The 15,505-nt window shown below is 70.5% G+C and carries 12 protein-coding genes and 1 pseudogene; 8 read left to right on the forward strand and 5 right to left on the reverse strand.

Annotated features, from left to right (window positions below; translation table 11 throughout):
- Nucleotides 1–32: 32 nt before the first annotated feature.
- Entirely contained in the window at nt 33–896 is an 864-nt protein-coding gene (locus ACQEV2_RS29520; protein WP_433047939.1) for a nucleosidase, read from the reverse strand.
- A gap of 27 nt (nt 897–923) precedes the next feature.
- Between ACQEV2_RS29520 and ACQEV2_RS29525 the strand changes: the two genes are divergently transcribed.
- Nucleotides 924–1,460: a hypothetical protein gene (locus ACQEV2_RS29525; RefSeq protein ID WP_433047941.1), complete on the forward strand. Its 537-nt coding sequence runs from the start codon at nt 924–926 to the stop codon at nt 1,458–1,460.
- Between the two features lie 83 nt (nt 1,461–1,543).
- A pseudogene (locus ACQEV2_RS29530) lies at nt 1,544–3,919 on the forward strand (tetratricopeptide repeat protein); the annotation flags it as partial.
- On the opposite strand, the gene ACQEV2_RS29535 reads toward ACQEV2_RS29530, so the two are convergent.
- Both ACQEV2_RS29535 and ACQEV2_RS29540 read right to left on the reverse strand, forming a co-directional pair.
- Entirely contained in the window at nt 3,915–4,616 is a 702-nt protein-coding gene (locus tag ACQEV2_RS29535; protein WP_433047944.1) for a response regulator, read from the reverse strand. The pseudogene ACQEV2_RS29530 and the gene ACQEV2_RS29535 sit on opposite strands and share 5 nt — an antisense overlap.
- Entirely contained in the window at nt 4,613–6,394 is a 1,782-nt protein-coding gene (locus ACQEV2_RS29540; RefSeq protein ID WP_433047947.1) for a sensor histidine kinase, read from the reverse strand. The genes ACQEV2_RS29535 and ACQEV2_RS29540 overlap by 4 nt, the downstream gene beginning before the upstream one ends.
- Before the next feature lie 183 nt (nt 6,395–6,577).
- Here ACQEV2_RS29540 and ACQEV2_RS29545 point away from each other — a divergent pair, with 183 nt between their 5' ends.
- Together ACQEV2_RS29545 and ACQEV2_RS29550 are read left to right on the forward strand one after the other, a co-directional pair.
- Entirely contained in the window at nt 6,578–7,996 is a 1,419-nt protein-coding gene (locus tag ACQEV2_RS29545; RefSeq protein WP_433054876.1) for a cation:dicarboxylate symporter family transporter, read from the forward strand.
- 191 nt (nt 7,997–8,187) lie between these two features.
- The gene (locus ACQEV2_RS29550) at nt 8,188–9,780 is read left to right on the forward strand and encodes an AAA family ATPase (protein ID WP_433047950.1); all 1,593 of its coding nucleotides are present in this window, start codon (nt 8,188–8,190) and stop codon (nt 9,778–9,780) included.
- Between the two features lie 10 nt (nt 9,781–9,790).
- On the opposite strand, the gene ACQEV2_RS29555 is transcribed toward ACQEV2_RS29550, so the two are convergent.
- Complete coding sequence (locus ACQEV2_RS29555; protein ID WP_433047953.1) at nt 9,791–10,687, reverse strand: aldo/keto reductase; 897 nt, start codon at nt 10,685–10,687, stop codon at nt 9,791–9,793.
- Nucleotide 10,688: 1 nt separating this feature from the next.
- On the reverse strand, nt 10,689–11,603 hold the full coding sequence (locus ACQEV2_RS29560; RefSeq protein ID WP_433047956.1) for an NAD-dependent epimerase/dehydratase family protein: 915 nt from the start codon (nt 11,601–11,603) through the stop codon (nt 10,689–10,691).
- 45 nt (nt 11,604–11,648) lie between these two features.
- Between ACQEV2_RS29560 and ACQEV2_RS29565 the strand changes: the two genes are divergently transcribed.
- From ACQEV2_RS29565 to ACQEV2_RS29580, 4 genes are all read left to right on the forward strand, one after another.
- Nucleotides 11,649–12,167 carry an Lrp/AsnC family transcriptional regulator gene (locus ACQEV2_RS29565; RefSeq protein ID WP_433047959.1) on the forward strand — a complete coding sequence of 173 codons (519 nt, stop codon included), beginning with the start codon at nt 11,649–11,651 and terminating at the stop codon, nt 12,165–12,167.
- A gap of 29 nt (nt 12,168–12,196) precedes the next feature.
- Nucleotides 12,197–12,604: a MerR family transcriptional regulator gene (locus ACQEV2_RS29570; RefSeq protein WP_433047962.1), complete on the forward strand. Its 408-nt coding sequence runs from the start codon at nt 12,197–12,199 to the stop codon at nt 12,602–12,604.
- A gap of 14 nt (nt 12,605–12,618) precedes the next feature.
- Entirely contained in the window at nt 12,619–12,933 is a 315-nt protein-coding gene (locus ACQEV2_RS29575; protein WP_433054879.1) for a thioredoxin family protein, read from the forward strand.
- Between the two features lie 186 nt (nt 12,934–13,119).
- Nucleotides 13,120–15,336, forward strand: a complete 2,217-nt coding sequence (locus tag ACQEV2_RS29580; protein WP_433047965.1) for a HelD family protein — start codon at nt 13,120–13,122, stop codon at nt 15,334–15,336.
- Nucleotides 15,337–15,505: the final 169 nt, after the last annotated feature.

Raw genomic sequence — 15,505 nt, forward strand, 5'->3', positions numbered from 1 at the left:
GGACAGGGCCGTGGGTGGTACCCCTGCTGCTCCTACCGTCGTCTGTCGCTCTTGCCGGTGACGGGGCCGTAGAAGGTGCCGCCCCGGAAGTCGATGTGGTCTCCGCCGTACGTCGCTCCGCCCTCCCCGCGCCGATGGGGCCCCTCCTCGGAGTCGGAGGAATGGTTGCGGGGCTGATGCTTACGCAGCACGGCCACCGTCACCGCAGCCGCCTGCTTGGCGGCGAGTTCCTGTGAACCCGAGGCGTCAGCCCTGCTCTTCCCCGCGTCGGCCCGGTCGCTGATGCCCCGGATCACCAGGGCGTTCAACTGGCCGTTCAGGTGGGCCGCCTGGAGCGCCCCGGAGCCCTCCATCTCGATCGCGCCCGCGTCGTTGTAGCTCCTGCGGATGAACCGGGCGATCTCCGACTCGGCGTCCGCGAGGACTACGTCACCCGTCGCGATAGGCATGAAGTGCGCCCGTACGTCGGGCATGTCCCGCACGGCGGAACGGGCCGCCTGTTCCAGCGCGTGCGAGCCCGGCAGGGCCTTCGGCCGGACCAGGAAACCCTCGGGTGTCTGCTTGCCGCCATGGATCTCGTGCACCTGCGTGCCCACGACGACGTCGCCGATCCCGACGTCGTGCTTCAGGCTGCCGGCGACGCCGACGAAGAACACGGCCTCGGGATGCAGCCAGTTGATGAGCTGTGTGGTGAGAGCGGCGGCCCGCTCGGCGCCCATGCCCAGCTCGGCGATGGCAACATGCCAGGGCGTACCGGGTAGTTGGCCCTCTTCGACTCGGGTTCCGTCAGGGTGCACGAGCTCCTGCCGTTTCTCGACGTGCGCGCGTATGGCGGCGTATTCGAGAGGAAGCGCGGTCAGGACGAGAACAGTGGGCTGAGTCTCCGGCACACTCATAACGTACAGCCGGGGGAAGGAAATCGAGTGCCGGAACAGGACGTCACCGTCGGGCAGTTGCTGCTCGCCGAGTACCAGAGCGTGAAGGACGAGCAGAAGGCGCGGATCGGGTTCCGGGACAACCTGCTCTACGTGACCCTGGCGGCCGTGGCCGCCGTCATCGCCGCGTCCGCGCAGGCAAAGCAGGCGTCGATGCTGCTCGCGCTGCCGCCGGTGTGCGTCGTGCTCGGGTGGACCTACCTCGTGAACGACGAGAAGATCTCGGCGATCGGCAAGTACGTCCGCGAGGATCTCGGGCCGCGGCTCGCGGCGCTGGCCGAACCGAGCGGCGGCTTCCAGGCGTTCGGCTGGGAGACCGCGCATCGTGGGGACGCGCGGCGCAGGTCGCGGAAGGCACTCCAGACTGTCGTGGACCTGACGGCGTTCTGCGCAGTGCCGCTGGCAGCGCTGGTGCTGTTCTGGGCGGACGGTGATGGTGGCGGGTTGCTCGTCGCGCTGTCGGTGCTGGAGGCGCTCGCCGTGGCTGGGCTTGCCTCGCAGGTGGTGTGGTACGCGAAGGCGTGAACTCCCTTGTGACGCCGTACCTTTGACGTACGTACGGTCTTGAACCGGCCGACGGGGGCGAGCACGGGGTAGGGAACGGGCGGATGAAAGCTGCGCTACTGGTGGCCCTGGCCGAGGGCGCGGGTGGGGACGGCGGACGCCGGGCGGTGGAGAGGCTGGCGCGGGCCGTGGGGCTGAGTGCTGGGGCATCCGCCCAGGAAATCGCCGAGGCGGCTCAGAACCCGGCACGGAGAGACGCCGTACGGGAGTGGGGCGAGGCAGTGGCCGACCTGCTCGCCGCCGATCCGCAGGGTGCCGCTGGTGCCGTCGCGCGGGCCATGGAGGGGAATGCGCCGGGAAGCGAGACGTCCTGGTACGACGGCGACCATGCCGACTTTCGGGGCGGGGTCTTTCTGCGCGAGGTGGTCGGCGTACAGGTCGTGATTCAGCAGGGCGGGGTCGCGGTTCCCGAGGCGCTGGCCGGGCTGCCGCCGAGGCCCGGCGGATTCACCGGCCGGGAGCGCGAGACCGCTGCGTTGCTGCGCGCGCTGGACCCGGCCGGGGCGCAGTCGTCCGAGTCCCCGGCGACGCTCGTCGCCGCCGTGTCCGGTCTCGGCGGCATCGGCAAGACCGCGCTGGCCGTCGAGACCGCGCACCTGGCCCGTGAGCGGGACTGGTTCCCCGGCGGGTTTCTCTTCATCGACCTGCACGGTTACGACCAGGAGCCCGTCGCCGCCGACCATGCCCTCCAGGCCCTGCTCCGCGCCCTGGGCACCCCGCCGGAACACATCCCGACTACGGCAGATGAGCGGGCGGTGCTCTACCGTTCGACACTGGCCGCCCGGGCCGAGGAGCGCGGCGCGGTACTGGTCCTGGCCGACAACGCCTCCTCACCGGATCAGGTACGGCCCCTCCTGCCGGGCGACGCCCGGCACCATGTCCTGGTCACGTCGCGCGACCGGCTGCCCCAATTGGGCGCGCGGCTCGTCCCCTTGGACCAGCTCAGCCCGAAGGAGGCGTACGAACTCCTCGACGGCGCCTTGCGCATCGCCGACCCGTACGACGGCCGGGTCGTGGACGATGCCGACACGGCCGAGCGACTCGCCGGCCTCTGCGGGCACCTCCCGCTGGCCCTGCAGATTGCGGCCGCTCTGCTGGCGGAGGACCCGGACATGCCGGTGGCGGAACTCGTGGAGGAACTCGCCGCGTCCCGTGACCGCCTCGACCATCTCGACGACGGCGAACGCAGCGTCCGTGCTGCCTTCGAGCTCTCCTACCGTCGGCTGCCGCCGGACCAGGCTCGGCTGCTGCGCTTGCTCGCCCTTGCGCCGGGACCCGAGGTGAGCGACGAGGTTGCCGCCACGCTGGTCGATGCTGAGGCACCACCGGTGCGGGAGCTGAAGGCCTTGGCCCGTGCACACCTCGTTGGGCGGGGGAGTGGGCGTGGATGGTGGCGGTTGCATGACTTGGTGCGGGTGTTCGGGGTGGGTGTGGTGGCGGGGGATGCGGGGTTGCGGGAGGAGGGGGAGGCGGCGCGGGAGCGCGTGCTGGGTTTTTACTACCGGTGGGCGGATGCGGCTGATGACCGGTTGCGCTGGTTGCCGGGGACGGTTGAACCGGAGGGGTTCGCATCGCGGGCGGACGCAATTTCGTGGCTGGACGCTGAGCGGGCGGGGCTAGTGGCGGCGGTGCAGTGGGCTCGGCAGAAACGCTATGCGGCCACGGCAGTGCGATTGGCCGATTGCCTCGCGCAGTACTTGCCGTGGCGCCGGCAGTTCGACGACTGGATCACTGTCTCCAGCATCGCGCGCGAGGCGGCGCACCGCGCTGGTGACGCCATGGCAGAGGCCACGCAGTCGGACTACCTCGGCATCGCCCTGCGGGAGACGGATCGGCCCGAGGAGGCGGTCGAGGCGCACAACCGCGCGCTTGCACTCTTCCGGTCCGTCGGCGATCGCCACCGAGAGGCCATCACGTTCTCCAACCTGGGCGTCAGCCTGGTGCAGTCAGGCCGAGTGGAGGAGGCGATAGAGGCCCATATTCACGCCCGTGATTTGTTTCGGTCGGTCGGAGACCGTCATCGCGAGGCCATGGCGTGGGGAAATCTAGGTAGCACCCTTGGGCAGGCGGGACGGGAAGAAGAGGAATTCGAGGCTCACGTTCATGCTCGAGATCTGTTCCATGCCGTTGGGGACTACCAACGTGAGGCCATGTCGCTGAACAACCTGGGTCTTGCCTTGGAGGAAATGGGCCGGAGGGAAGAGGCCATCGAGTTATACGGCCACGTCTGCGAGATCCTGAGGCAGTTCGACGACTGGTTCGAAGTCGGCCGAACTCTCAGAAATCTGGGGATGGCTCATACGGCCGCCGACCACCCCGCCGAAGCCCGGACCGCTTATCTCCAGGCCGCCGATGCCTTCACTCGCGCCCACGCCCCCACTGAAGCAACCCAAGCCCTCGCCTGGGCAGAAACCCTCAGCGACCCGGCGCCCCCCGAACCCACCGATAAACCAACTCCGGCCTCCCCACCTGCCCATAAACCGGCTTCCGCTCAGCCCTCCCCGCCTCCACCAAATGCTCCAGATACCGCCGAGCCGTAATCCGGGAAATCCCCACAGCCTCAGCCACCCCCGCCGCCGTAAGCCCCTCCTCGGCCTCCCGCACAGCCCCCGTCACCCGCTCCAACGTCGGCCCGCTCAACCCTTTCGGCAGCGCCGCAGGCGAGGGCGCCCGCAACGCCGCCAACGCCCGGTCCACCTCGTCCTGCCCGCTCGCCTCGCCCACCGCCGCATGGAACTCGGCGTACCGCACCAGCCGATCCCGCAGCGTCGCGAACGTGAACGGCTTCAGCACGTACTGCACGACCCCCAGCGACACCCCCTCCCGCACCACGGCCAGATCCCGCGCCGACGTCACCGCGATCACATCCGCGTGATACCCGGCCGCCCGCAACGACCGCGCCAACTGCAGCCCGTGCACATCCGGCAGGTGCAGGTCCAGCAACAGCAGATCCACCGGCGTCCGTTCCAGCGCGCGCCGCGCCTCCGCCCCCGTATGCGCCTTGCCGACCGCGACGAACCCGGGCACCCGGCCGACGTACATCATGTGCGCGTCCGCCGCCACCGGGTCGTCCTCCACGACCAGGACACGAATCGCCTGCTCGTCCGCCGCCGTCATACGTCACCTCTCGAAACCGCCGCGCCCTGAGAAACGGTCCCTTCCGGCGTGGTCCCCTCCGGCCCGGTCCCCTCCGACCCGGCCCCCTCGGACTTGGCCGTTTCCGACCCAGCCCCCTGGGACCCGTCCCCGTGGGCCCCGCCCCCGTGGGCCCCGCCCGCCTCCGACCCACCCCCTCCCGACAACGGCAACCGCACCTCGAACACCGCCCCACCCCCGTCGGCCTCCGCCACCGACAACACCCCTTGGTGCCGGATCGCGGCCTGTCGTACGAGCGCCAGTCCCAGCCCCCGTCCCCCCGGCCCGGCCGGCTTCGTCGAGAACCCGCGCTGGAACACCGCCTCGGCAAGCGCGGGGTCCACCCCGGCTCCCGTGTCCGACACCCGCAGCACCAGCTCGCCGCCCTCGGCGTACGCCGTCACCGTCACCCGCGCCCCCACGCTTCCCTGCGCCGCGTCCACCGCGTTGTCGATCAGGTTGCCCAGTATCGTCACGAGGTCCCGAGCGGGCAGGGCGTCCGGCAGCAGGCCGTCGTCCAGCCGGCTGTCTTCCGATACGACGAGCTCCACACCCCGTTCGTTCGCCTGCGCAGTCTTCCCCAGCAACAACGCCGCCAGCACCGGCTCGCTCACCGCGGCCACCACTTGGTCGGTCAGGGCCTGTGCCAGCTCCAACTCGGCTGTCGCGAACTCGACCGCCTCCTCGGCCCGCCCCAGCTCGATCAGCGAGACCACCGTGTGCAGCCGGTTCGCCGCCTCGTGGGCCTGGGAGCGCAGGGCCTGGGTGAAGCCCCGCTCGGAGTCCAACTCGCCCATCAGGGACTGGAGTTCGGTCACATCCCTCAGCGTCACCACCGTTCCGCGCCGCTCACCGCCCGACACCGGCGACGTGTTCACCACCAGCACCCGCTCCGCCGCCAGATGCACCTCGTCGACCCTCGGCTCGGACGCCAGCAGTGCCCCGGTCAGCGGCGCCGGCAGTCCCAGCTCCGCCACCGACCGGCCCACGACATCGCCGTCCACACCCAGCAGCTCCCGCCCGCCGTCGTTGATCAACGCCACCCGGTACTGCCCGTCCAGCATCAGCAGCCCCTCCCGCACCGCGTGCAGCGCGGCCTGGTGATAGTCGTGCATGCGGCTGAGCTCGGCCGCGTTCATGCCGTGCGTATGGCGGCGCAACCTGGCGTTGATGACGTACGTGCCGATCGCCCCCAGTGCGAGCGCGCCCCCCGCGACGCCGATCAGGGCCGCGACCTGGTCCTGCACCCGCTTGCTGATCGCCTCGACCCGGATGCCCGCGCTGACCAGCCCGACGATGTGCGCCGGGTCCCTTCCCCCGTCGTAGATCGGTACGACCGCGCGGACGGACGGGCCCAGCGTGCCGGTGTACACCTCCGTGAAGGGCTCGCCGCGCAGGGCGCGCTCCGTGTGGCCGCGGAAGTGCTGGCCGATCTGGTTCTTGTCGGGGTGCGTCCAGCGGATGCCCTCGCGGTTCATGATCGTGACGAAGTCGACGTCGGCGTCGTGCTGGACCCGGAGCGCGTACGGCTGGAGCTCGGCCGTCGGGTCGTCGGTGCGGATCGCCTCCCGTACGGACGGGGCGTCCGCGATCGACTGGGCCACCGCCATGGCCTGCCGGCCCGCCGCGTCCTCGGCCTGGCCGCGGTCGCTGACGTAGGTGAAGATCGCGTATCCGGCGACGAGCACCGCTATCAGCACGGCCTGCATGGCGAAGAGCTGAGCGGCGAGGCTGCGGGGTCTCGGGACACGGATGCGCATGTCGTCAGTCTGCCTCCCTGGCTGATTGTGAACTAAATGAACGGAAGGGTGACCGCCCTCACACAGCGGGAGATAGTCACCGCATCGCTGAATACGACCCCCGTCCCCAGGGCGTCGTCCCCGCACCGGGGCGCGGCACCCGCTCAGCGAACCCCCACCCCGGACGTGAGCCGCACGCCGGTGATGCCGACGAAGACGTCAAGGAGGGCAGCCGTGGCCGCCGCCAGTTCCCCCGATACGGCACCTGCCGCACCCGTCGCCAAGCGGGACCGCACGCACTACCTCTACATCGCGGTGATCATCGCGGTCGCCCTCGGTATCGCCGTGGGTCTGGCCGCGCCCGACCTCGCGGTCGAGCTGAAGCCCATCGGAACGGGCTTCGTGAACCTGATCAAGATGATGATCTCGCCGATCATCTTCTGCACGATCGTGCTGGGCATCGGCTCGGTACGGAAGGCCGCCAAGGTCGGTGCCGTCGGCGGTATCGCGCTGGTCTACTTCCTCGTGATGTCGCTGGTCGCGCTCGGTATCGGGCTCGTCGTCGGAAACATCCTGGAGCCGGGCACCGGGCTCGCCATCACCGACGCCGTCAAGGACGCCGGTCATGCGCAGGTCGACGCGGAGGCCAAGGACACCACCGAGTTCCTGCTCGGCATCATCCCGACCACGATCGTCTCCGCCTTCACCGGGGGCGAGGTGCTGCAGACCCTGCTCGTGGCGCTGCTGGCCGGTTTCGCCCTGCAGGCCATGGGCGATGCCGGGCAGCCGATCCTGCGGGGTGTGGAGCACATCCAGCGGCTCGTCTTCCGCATCCTCGCCATGGTGATGTGGGCCGCGCCGATCGGTGCCTTCGGTGCCATCGCCGCCGTCACCGGTTCCGCCGGTCTGGACGCGCTCAAGAGCCTCGCCGTGCTGATGCTGGGCTTCTACGTCACCTGCTTCCTCTTCGTCTTCATCGTGCTGGCCGCGCTGCTGCGGATCGTCGCCGGCCTCAACATCCTCACGCTCTTCAAGTACCTGGGCCGTGAGTTCCTGCTGATCCTGTCCACGTCCTCGTCCGAGTCCGCGCTGCCGCGGCTCATCGCGAAGATGGAGCACCTGGGTGTCAGCAAGCCCGTCGTCGGCATCACCGTCCCGACCGGCTACTCCTTCAACCTCGACGGCACCATGATCTACATGACCATGGCGTCCCTGTTCATCGCCGACGCCATGGGCACGCCGATGTCACTCGGTGAGCAGATCCCGCTGCTGCTGTTCCTGCTGGTCGCCTCGAAGGGCGCCGCCGGTGTCACCGGGGCCGGTCTGGCCACGCTGGCCGGTGGTCTGCAGTCGCACAAACCGGCCCTGGTGGACGGCATCGGCCTGGTCGTCGGCATCGACCGCTTCATGAGCGAGGCCCGCGCCCTGACGAACTTCGCGGGCAACGCCGTGGCCACGGTCCTGATCGGCACCTGGACGAAGGAGATCGACCGCGAGCGCGTCGACCAAGTGCTCGCCGGTCAGCTCCCGTTCGACGAGAAGACCCTCCTGGACGACGACGGCCACGGCGCCCCGGCCGAGGTCCCGGAACAGGGCGGCGAGAAGGAACTCGCAAAGGCCTGACCTCCGGCCCGTCCGGTCCCTGCTCCGGACGCCCGGCCCCGCCTGAACCGGGGCCGGGCGTCCGGCCATCACACTCCGGGCGGCTGAGATGCTCCCCCGTCTCTCAGCCGCCCGGTCACCTACGGGGCGTGGCCCCGCTCGCCGAAATCCTTTGACCCGCCGTCCCGCCCGGCCTCACGCTGGAAGCCCTGATGCAGGCCGTCCCCCAGGAGGCGGGCATGGCGGAAGAGGCGTCGACCGGCTCACGTGACCAGGAACCGTCAGCGGTCCCACCGGCCCGAGAGCCGTTGTCCACCCCACGGGCCCAGGAGCCGTCCCTTGTCTCGCTGGAGCAAGTGAACGACCTGTTCTACGAGTTCCTGATGGCGGTCGCCCGCGCATCACGCAAGGACCAGGAGGACGGCCGTAACCTCAGCACACGGCTGATGGCCCACCTCGGCTCCACCCCGACCGACCGCCCCGTGGTCAAGGCGGCGTACGCACCGTACGACCTGCCCAACGTCCATCTCGCCCTGGAGCGCTGGTTCGCCGCCGACGCCGCCCGCTCCCACGAGCTGATCGGCCTGCGCGGTGGCCGGCACCACGGCGATCTCACCCTCGGCGACATCCTCGACGCGGCCGACCGCTACGACCGGTTCGTGATCGGCGCCGTCGACTACGCCCACCTCCCCGTCGCGCCGGACACCGAACTGGCCTGCGTCTCCTGCGGGTTCTACCTCGGCCGCGAGGGCGACGAACGGTTCGCGGTGCTGCTGCGCGGACCGCAGGACGAGTACGGGCGCAACAAGGTCGAGGTCGAAGTCCTCGCGCGGGACAAGGAGTTCGGGGACCGCGTGCTCGCCGAGCTCGACATCCTCGTACGGGAAGACAACGTCTTCCGTGGGCAGGTCCTCTCCTTCGAGGGCTCGGAGTTCGGGCATGGTCTCGGGCCCTTCCGCTTCCATCGCCGTCCGGTCCTCACCCGCGACGACATCGTGCTGCCCCCCGGCCTCCTCGAACGTCTGGAACGCCAGGTCGTGGGCGTGGCCCGGCGCCGCGAGCAGTTGCGCGCGGCCGGCCGGCATCTGCGCCGCGGACTGCTGCTGTACGGCCCGCCCGGCACCGGGAAGACCCACACGATCCGCTATCTGCTCTCCCACCTCCCGCAGTTCACGGTGGTGATCCTCGCCGGCACCAGCATCTCGGCCATCGGCCCCGCCTGCGCCCTGGCCCGTATGCTCCAGCCGGCGCTCGTCGTCCTGGAGGACTGCGATCTGATCGCCGAGGCCCGCGACTACGGCGGTGGCGACCAGCCCCTGCTCTTCCAGGTCCTGAACGAGATGGACGGCCTCGGCGACGACGCCGACGTCGCCTTCCTCCTCACCACCAACCGGGCCGACCTGCTGGAGCCGGCCCTGGCCCAGCGCCCCGGCCGTATCGACCTCGCCGTCGAGATTCCCCTCCCGGACGCCGAGGGCCGCGCCCGCCTGCTCGACCTCTACGGCGCCGGACTCGGCCTCGGCAAGGACATCACGGACGAGGTGGTGACCCGCACGGAGGGCACGACGGCCTCCTTCACCAAGGAGCTGGTACGGCGCTCCGTGCTGATCGCGGCCGAGCGCGAGTCCCCCCGCACCCAGCCGGACGACGTCCGCGCCGCCCTCGACGAACTCCTCTCCGACCACGACCGCCTCACCCGCCGCCTGCTCGGGGTGCGGGGCGCGGACGCGGACACGGGCACCGACACGGAGGGCATGCGCGATGAGGAGGGGGACGACGGGGAGAGGGACGAGGACGAGGACTGAGCGGGGATCGTCAACCGACCCGAGCGGTCGCACCGTCGAGCCGTGCCAACTCCTCCGCGCCGAGCACCAGGTCCGCCGCGGCCGCCGAATCCCGGATCGTCTCCGGGCGGCTCGCTCCCGGAATCGGGAGCACGGCGGGGAACCGTGCCAGCAGCCAGGCCAGGCACACCTGCTGTGGGCTGACGCCGCGTGCGTCGGCCACGGCGTGGAAGGCGCCGAAGCGCGGGTCGTCCTGCGTCCGCGACGGCCCGTCCAGCGAGCTGCGGGAGATGCCGCCCAGCGGGCTCCACGGCAGGAACGCCAGTCCCAGCTCCGCGCACAGCCGAAGCTCGGCCTCGCTGTCCCGTACGGCGGGCGAGTACCGGTTCTGCACCGAGACCAGCTGTTCGCCGAGGATCCGACGGGCCGTGCGGATCTGGTCCGCGTCCGTGTTGGAGACGCCGGCCATGCGGATCTTGCCCTCGTCGAGAAGCTCGCGCAGCGCGCCGACCGACTCCTCGAAGGGAACGGAGGGATCGGGCTTGTGGAGCTGGTAGAGGCTGATCGCCTCGACGCCGAGCCGCCGCAGCGAGGCCTCGGCGGCCGCCTTGAGGTGGCGGGGGTCGCCGTTGACCGTCCAGCTGCCGTCGGCAGGCCTGCCGCGGCCGCCCTTGGTGGCCACGAGCACGCGGTCCGTGTCACCGCCGTACGCGGCCAGCGCGCGGGCCACGAGGAGTTCGTTGTGACCGGGCTCGGCGCCGGGCAGATGGTACGAGTCCGCCGTGTCCAGCAGTGTCACCCCCGAGTCCAGGGCGGCGTGCACGGTGGCCAGGGCGCGCCGGTCGTCGGGGCGGCCCTCGATGGACAACGGCATCACGCCGAGGCCGATGGCGCTCACGCGGTGGGGGCCGAGAGTGCGGTGGCGCATGTCAGGTGCCGTCCTTTCCGAGCGTCTCGGCGACGGCCTTCGGGAGCCACTGCCGGGCCTGCGTGAAGCGGAAACCGAGCCGCGTGGCACGGGAGTTGTCCATGCCGTAGAAGCGTGTGAAGGAGAACGGGGAGACCTCGCCGACCTCGACGGGCTGGAAGACGGTCTCGCCGTCCGGGATGCGCGCGGCGATCGCGTCGCACAGGTCAGCGGTGGTCAGCCGGCCGTGGGAGGCGGCGTTGACGGGGCCGGTGAAGTCCTGGCCCACCGCCCAGAACAGGAAGTCGGCGATCTCCTCGACGTGGATGTAGGTCGCCGGGTGGTTCACCACGGGTACGGCGATGGGCGCGCGGGCGCGGATGCGGCTCGCGTAGTGGGTCATACGGCCGGTGAAGTCGTCGTCCCCGCCCAGCACATGGGCGACCCGCACCGTCGTGTAAGGGAAGGCCGGGTCGGCTGCGAACACGGCCTCCGCCTGCCGCTTGCCCTCGCCGTAGTGGGTGTCGAGGAACTCGGGGTCGTCCCAGGGGAGTTCGAGGTCCACGGACACGTCCAGCGGATTCACGTACGTCTCGCGCACGGGGGCGATCGAGTCCTCGTACTCGTACACCTCCACCGTCGAGGTCAGCACGTAACGACGGGTGCGGCCGGTGAAGACCCGGCGGGCGATCTCCGCCTGGCGCGGTGTGTAACAGACCTGGTCGACCACGGCGTCGAAGGTCCGCGAACCCAGCGCCGCCGTCAGGGACTTCTCGTCGTTCCGGTCGGCGACAAGCCGCCCCGCGCCGGGCGGCGCAGCCGACGATCCGCGGTTGAGGACCGTCACGCGGTCTCCGGCGGCCAGCAGCCGCGCGATCAGCCGTTTGCCGAAGTAGCGGTTGCCGCCGATGACCAGTACCTCTCGTGCCTTTCGCATGACCATAATTCTCTGGGCCCCGCATCGCGTTCTGAAGGGGAAGACATGGGAGATCCGGCCACCACGCCGAAAGAACCACGGCATCTGCGCCCGGCCGCCAACGAAACATCGGTGGCCTTCGACGCCTTGGACCGGCAGATCCTGGAACTGCTCCAGACCGACGGCCGGATCAAGCTGAGCGAGCTGGGCCGCCGGGTGTGCCTCAGCCCGGCAGCCGTCACCGAGCGGGTACGGCGGCTGGAGGCTGCGGGAGCGATCACGGGGTACGGCGCCCAGGTCGCGCCCGCCCGGCTGGGCTACGGCATCCAGGCCTTCATCCGGGTCAACCCGCACGGCGGCTACACCCTCCGCCATCCGCGCACCCTGGAGCTGATCGGCCGCCCGGAGATCATCGAGGTCCACCACGTCGTCGGCGAGGACTGCTGGATCCTCAAGGTCGCCGTCGAGGACACGGTCCACCTGGAGGAGGTCCTCGAACAGACCTCGGCGCTGGGCCGTACGACGACGTCGATCGTGCTGTCCTCCCCCGTGCGGGGAAAGCCTCTCCTGCCGCGGTTGCCCTGACGTCGGCGTCAAGGCTTACGTTCGTACGCATGCGAATCGGCGAGCTGGCCGCGCGGGCCGGGACCACGACGCGCACGTTGCGCTACTACGAGTCGCGGGGGCTGCTGCCCGCGCGGCGCAGTGGCAACGGGTATCGGACGTACGACGAGAGCGATCTGAAGCTGCTGCGGCAGATCAGGACGCTGCAGGACTTCGGGTTCGACCTGGAGGAGACCCGGCCGTTCGTGGAGTGTCTGCGGGCCGGGCACCCGGAGGGCGACTCGTGTCCCGCCTCGCTCGCGGTCTACCGGCGCAAGCTGGACGAGCTCGACGCGCTGATCGGGGAGTTGCAGGCCGTGCGGGCCAAGATCGGCCTGCGGCTCGCGATGGCCGAGCAGGAGACAGTGTTGGCCGAAGGGGAACCACCGTTGTGCGAACTGGGAGGGCAGGAGCTGTGATCAGGGCAGCAGGCGTGGCCGAGGTGACGGACGCGGACTTCGAGGCGGAGGTGATCGGGGCGGAGCTGCCGGTGCTGGTGGAGTTCACCGCCGACTGGTGCCCGCCGTGTCGGCAGATGGGGCCGGTGCTCAGCGCTGTCGCCTCTGAGGAGGGGGAGCGGCTCAAGGTGGTGCAGCTGGACGTGGACACCAACCCACTGACCACGAATGCCTACAAGGTGCTGTCCATGCCGACGTTCATGGTGTTCCGCGGCGGCGAGCCCGTGAAGTCGATGGTGGGGGCACGACCGAAGCGGCGGCTGCTGGAGGAGCTGTCCGACGTGCTCTGATCTCGCTGAGCCCGTCCGATCTCGCCGGAATACGGAAAAATCCCTCGAGCAATTGCGCTCGGGGATTTCTTTGCGTATATTCAATGGTTCGCGACTTCAATCGGGTTGGGTCGCGGAGAAGTTCAGTGAGCACAGTATATCCGGGCGGGAGCGGAATTGTCAAACACCGAATTTCAAGACGGTGAAATGCGGCGCGAGCAGGAATTCATCGACGACCTGTACGCGCGCGTGGACGCGCTGCGCGGTGACACCGAGACCTCCGTCACGGACGCGCTCGCCCAGGGCAACACGCCCATGCAGGCGCGGCTGGAGCGGGACATCCTCGTCGCCGAGCGCTCGGGGCTGCTCGCCGCGCTGAACGCGGTGGACGGCTCGCTCTGCTTCGGCCGGATCGACCACTCCTCGGGCGTCGCCCACCACATCGGCCGGATCGGTCTGCGCACCGACGACGCCGAGCGCACCCCGATCCTCATCGACTGGCGGGCCGACGTCGCCCGCCCCTTCTACCTGGCCACCGGCCACACCCCCATGGGGATCAGGCGCAGGCGGCACATCACCACCAGCGGCCGTACCGTCACGGCCCTGCACGACGAGATCCTCGACCTGGGCGACCAGGAGCGGACCGGCCACGAGGACCCGACCGGTGACGCGGTGCTGCTCGCCGCGCTGAACTCCGCGCGCACCGGCCGGATGAACGACATCGTCCAGACCATCCAGGCCGAGCAGGACGAGATCATCCGGGCCCCGCACCGCGGAGTGCTGGTGGTGGAGGGCGGCCCCGGCACGGGCAAGACGGCGGTCGCCCTGCACCGCGCCGCGTATCTCCTCTACGAGCACCGCGAACTGCTCGCCAAGCGCGCGGTCCTGATCGTCGGCCCCAACCCCGCCTTCCTCGGCTACATCGGCGAGGTCCTGCCCTCGCTGGGCGAGACGGGTGTGCTGCTGGCCACGGTCGGCGAGCTGTTCCCCGGCGTGCGGGCGACGGCGGCCGACAGCCGTGAGGCGGCCGCGGTGAAGGGGCGTGCCGACATGGCGGACGTGCTCGCCGAGGTCGTACGCGACTGGCAGGCGCTGCCCGATCCGGTGATCGCGATCGAGCACGACCGCGAGATCCTGATGCTCGACGACGGCCTGGTGAAGGTGGCGCGCGAGAAGACCCGCGCCGCACGGCTGCCGCACAACGTCGCGCGCGAGCACTTCGAGGGCCACATCCTCAACACGCTCACCGAGCTGTACGCCGAGCGCGTCGGCACCGACCCGTACGACGGCACCAGCCTCCTCGACGACGCCGACATCACCCAGATCCGCGACGAGCTCGCCGAGAACCCCGAAGTGTGGGCGGCCATCGACCAGTTGTGGCCGCGACTGACCCCGCAGCGCCTGGTCGCGGACTTCCTCGCCGATCCGGTCGGCTACCTCCCCGACGAGGACGCGGCCGCGATTCGCCGGCCGGTGACCCGGGAGTGGACCGTGGCGGACGTACCGCTGCTCGACGAGGCGGCCGAACTGCTGGGCGTGGACGAGCGGGTGGCGCGGGCGCGGGCGGAGCGCGAGCGGGAGACGCAGGTGGCGTACGCGCAGGGCGTCCTGGATGTCTCGTACGCCTCGCGGACGTACGAGTTCGAGGACAAGGAGGACGACGACAGTGAGGTCCTCTCCGCGCACGACATCATCGACGCCGAGCGCTTCGCCGAACGCCAGGAGGAGGACGACCATCGCAGCGCCGCCGAGCGGGCGGCGGCCGACCGTACCTGGGCGTTCGGGCACATCATCGTCGACGAGGCGCAGGAGTTGTCGCCGATGGCCTGGCGGTTGCTCATGCGGCGCAGCCCGACCCGTTCGATGACGCTGGTCGGAGACCCGGCGCAGACCGCGGAGGCGGCGGGCGTCGGCTCGTGGTCCGGGATCCTCGCCCCGTACGTCGAGGACCGCTGGGAGCACACCCGCCTCGGCGTCAACTACCGCACACCGGCCGAGATCATGGAGCTGGCGGCGGCTGTGGTGCGCGCCGAGAACCCCGACTTCGAACCGCCCAGTTCGGTGCGCTCGACTGGCGTACGGCCGTGGATCCGCGCCACCGACGACCTCCCCGGTGCGGTGGCCAAGGCGGTCGAGGAGCTGACCCCGGCGGAGGGTCGCCTCGCGGTCATCGCGCCTCGCCATCTGCACCGCAGGCTGGCGGCGGGGCTGGACGGGGTGACGGCGGGGGCGGAACCCGACCTCACGCAGGCCGTCGTCCTCCTCGATCCACGTCAGTCGAAGGGGTTGGAGTTCGACTCGGTGCTGGTGGTGGAGCCCGGGCTGTACGGCACGAGCGACCTGTACGTGGCGCTGACGCGGGCCACGCAGCGGCTGGGCGTCCTGCACACGGGCCGCCTGCCGAAGCCGCTGACCACGACCTGAACGGGTCTCGCCCCCGCCGCCCTTACCCGTCCCGTCCTCCAGGGGCGCTGCCCCTTCGACCCCGGTTCCTGGGGGCCTGCGGCCCCCAGACCCCCGCTTCGGCCCTGAAGGGGCCTCGTCCTCAAACGCCGGACGGGCTGGGTAAGTCAGCCCCTCCGGCGTTTGAGGA

The organism is Streptomyces sp. CA-251387 (assembly GCF_050936625.1).
In the GTDB taxonomy this organism is placed as follows: Bacteria; Actinomycetota; Actinomycetes; order Streptomycetales; family Streptomycetaceae; genus Streptomyces.

Bases quoted from the DNA above. Each gene is read 5' to 3' on its own strand.
- ACQEV2_RS29520 (WP_433047939.1), bottom strand. From the start codon at position 896: ATGAGTGTGCCGGAGACTCAGCCCACTGTTCTCGTCCTGACCGCGCTT.
- ACQEV2_RS29535 (WP_433047944.1), bottom strand. From the start codon at position 4,616: ATGACGGCGGCGGACGAGCAGGCGATTCGTGTCCTGGTCGTGGAGGAC.
- ACQEV2_RS29540 (WP_433047947.1), bottom strand. From the start codon at position 6,394: ATGCGCATCCGTGTCCCGAGACCCCGCAGCCTCGCCGCTCAGCTCTTC.
- ACQEV2_RS29545 (WP_433054876.1), top strand. From the start codon at position 6,578: ATGCCGACGAAGACGTCAAGGAGGGCAGCCGTGGCCGCCGCCAGTTCC.
- ACQEV2_RS29550 (WP_433047950.1), top strand. From the start codon at position 8,188: ATGCAGGCCGTCCCCCAGGAGGCGGGCATGGCGGAAGAGGCGTCGACC.
- ACQEV2_RS29555 (WP_433047953.1), bottom strand. From the start codon at position 10,687: ATGCGCCACCGCACTCTCGGCCCCCACCGCGTGAGCGCCATCGGCCTC.
- ACQEV2_RS29560 (WP_433047956.1), bottom strand. From the start codon at position 11,603: ATGCGAAAGGCACGAGAGGTACTGGTCATCGGCGGCAACCGCTACTTC.
- ACQEV2_RS29565 (WP_433047959.1), top strand. From the start codon at position 11,649: ATGGGAGATCCGGCCACCACGCCGAAAGAACCACGGCATCTGCGCCCG.
- ACQEV2_RS29570 (WP_433047962.1), top strand. From the start codon at position 12,197: ATGCGAATCGGCGAGCTGGCCGCGCGGGCCGGGACCACGACGCGCACG.
- ACQEV2_RS29580 (WP_433047965.1), top strand. From the start codon at position 13,120: ATGCGGCGCGAGCAGGAATTCATCGACGACCTGTACGCGCGCGTGGAC.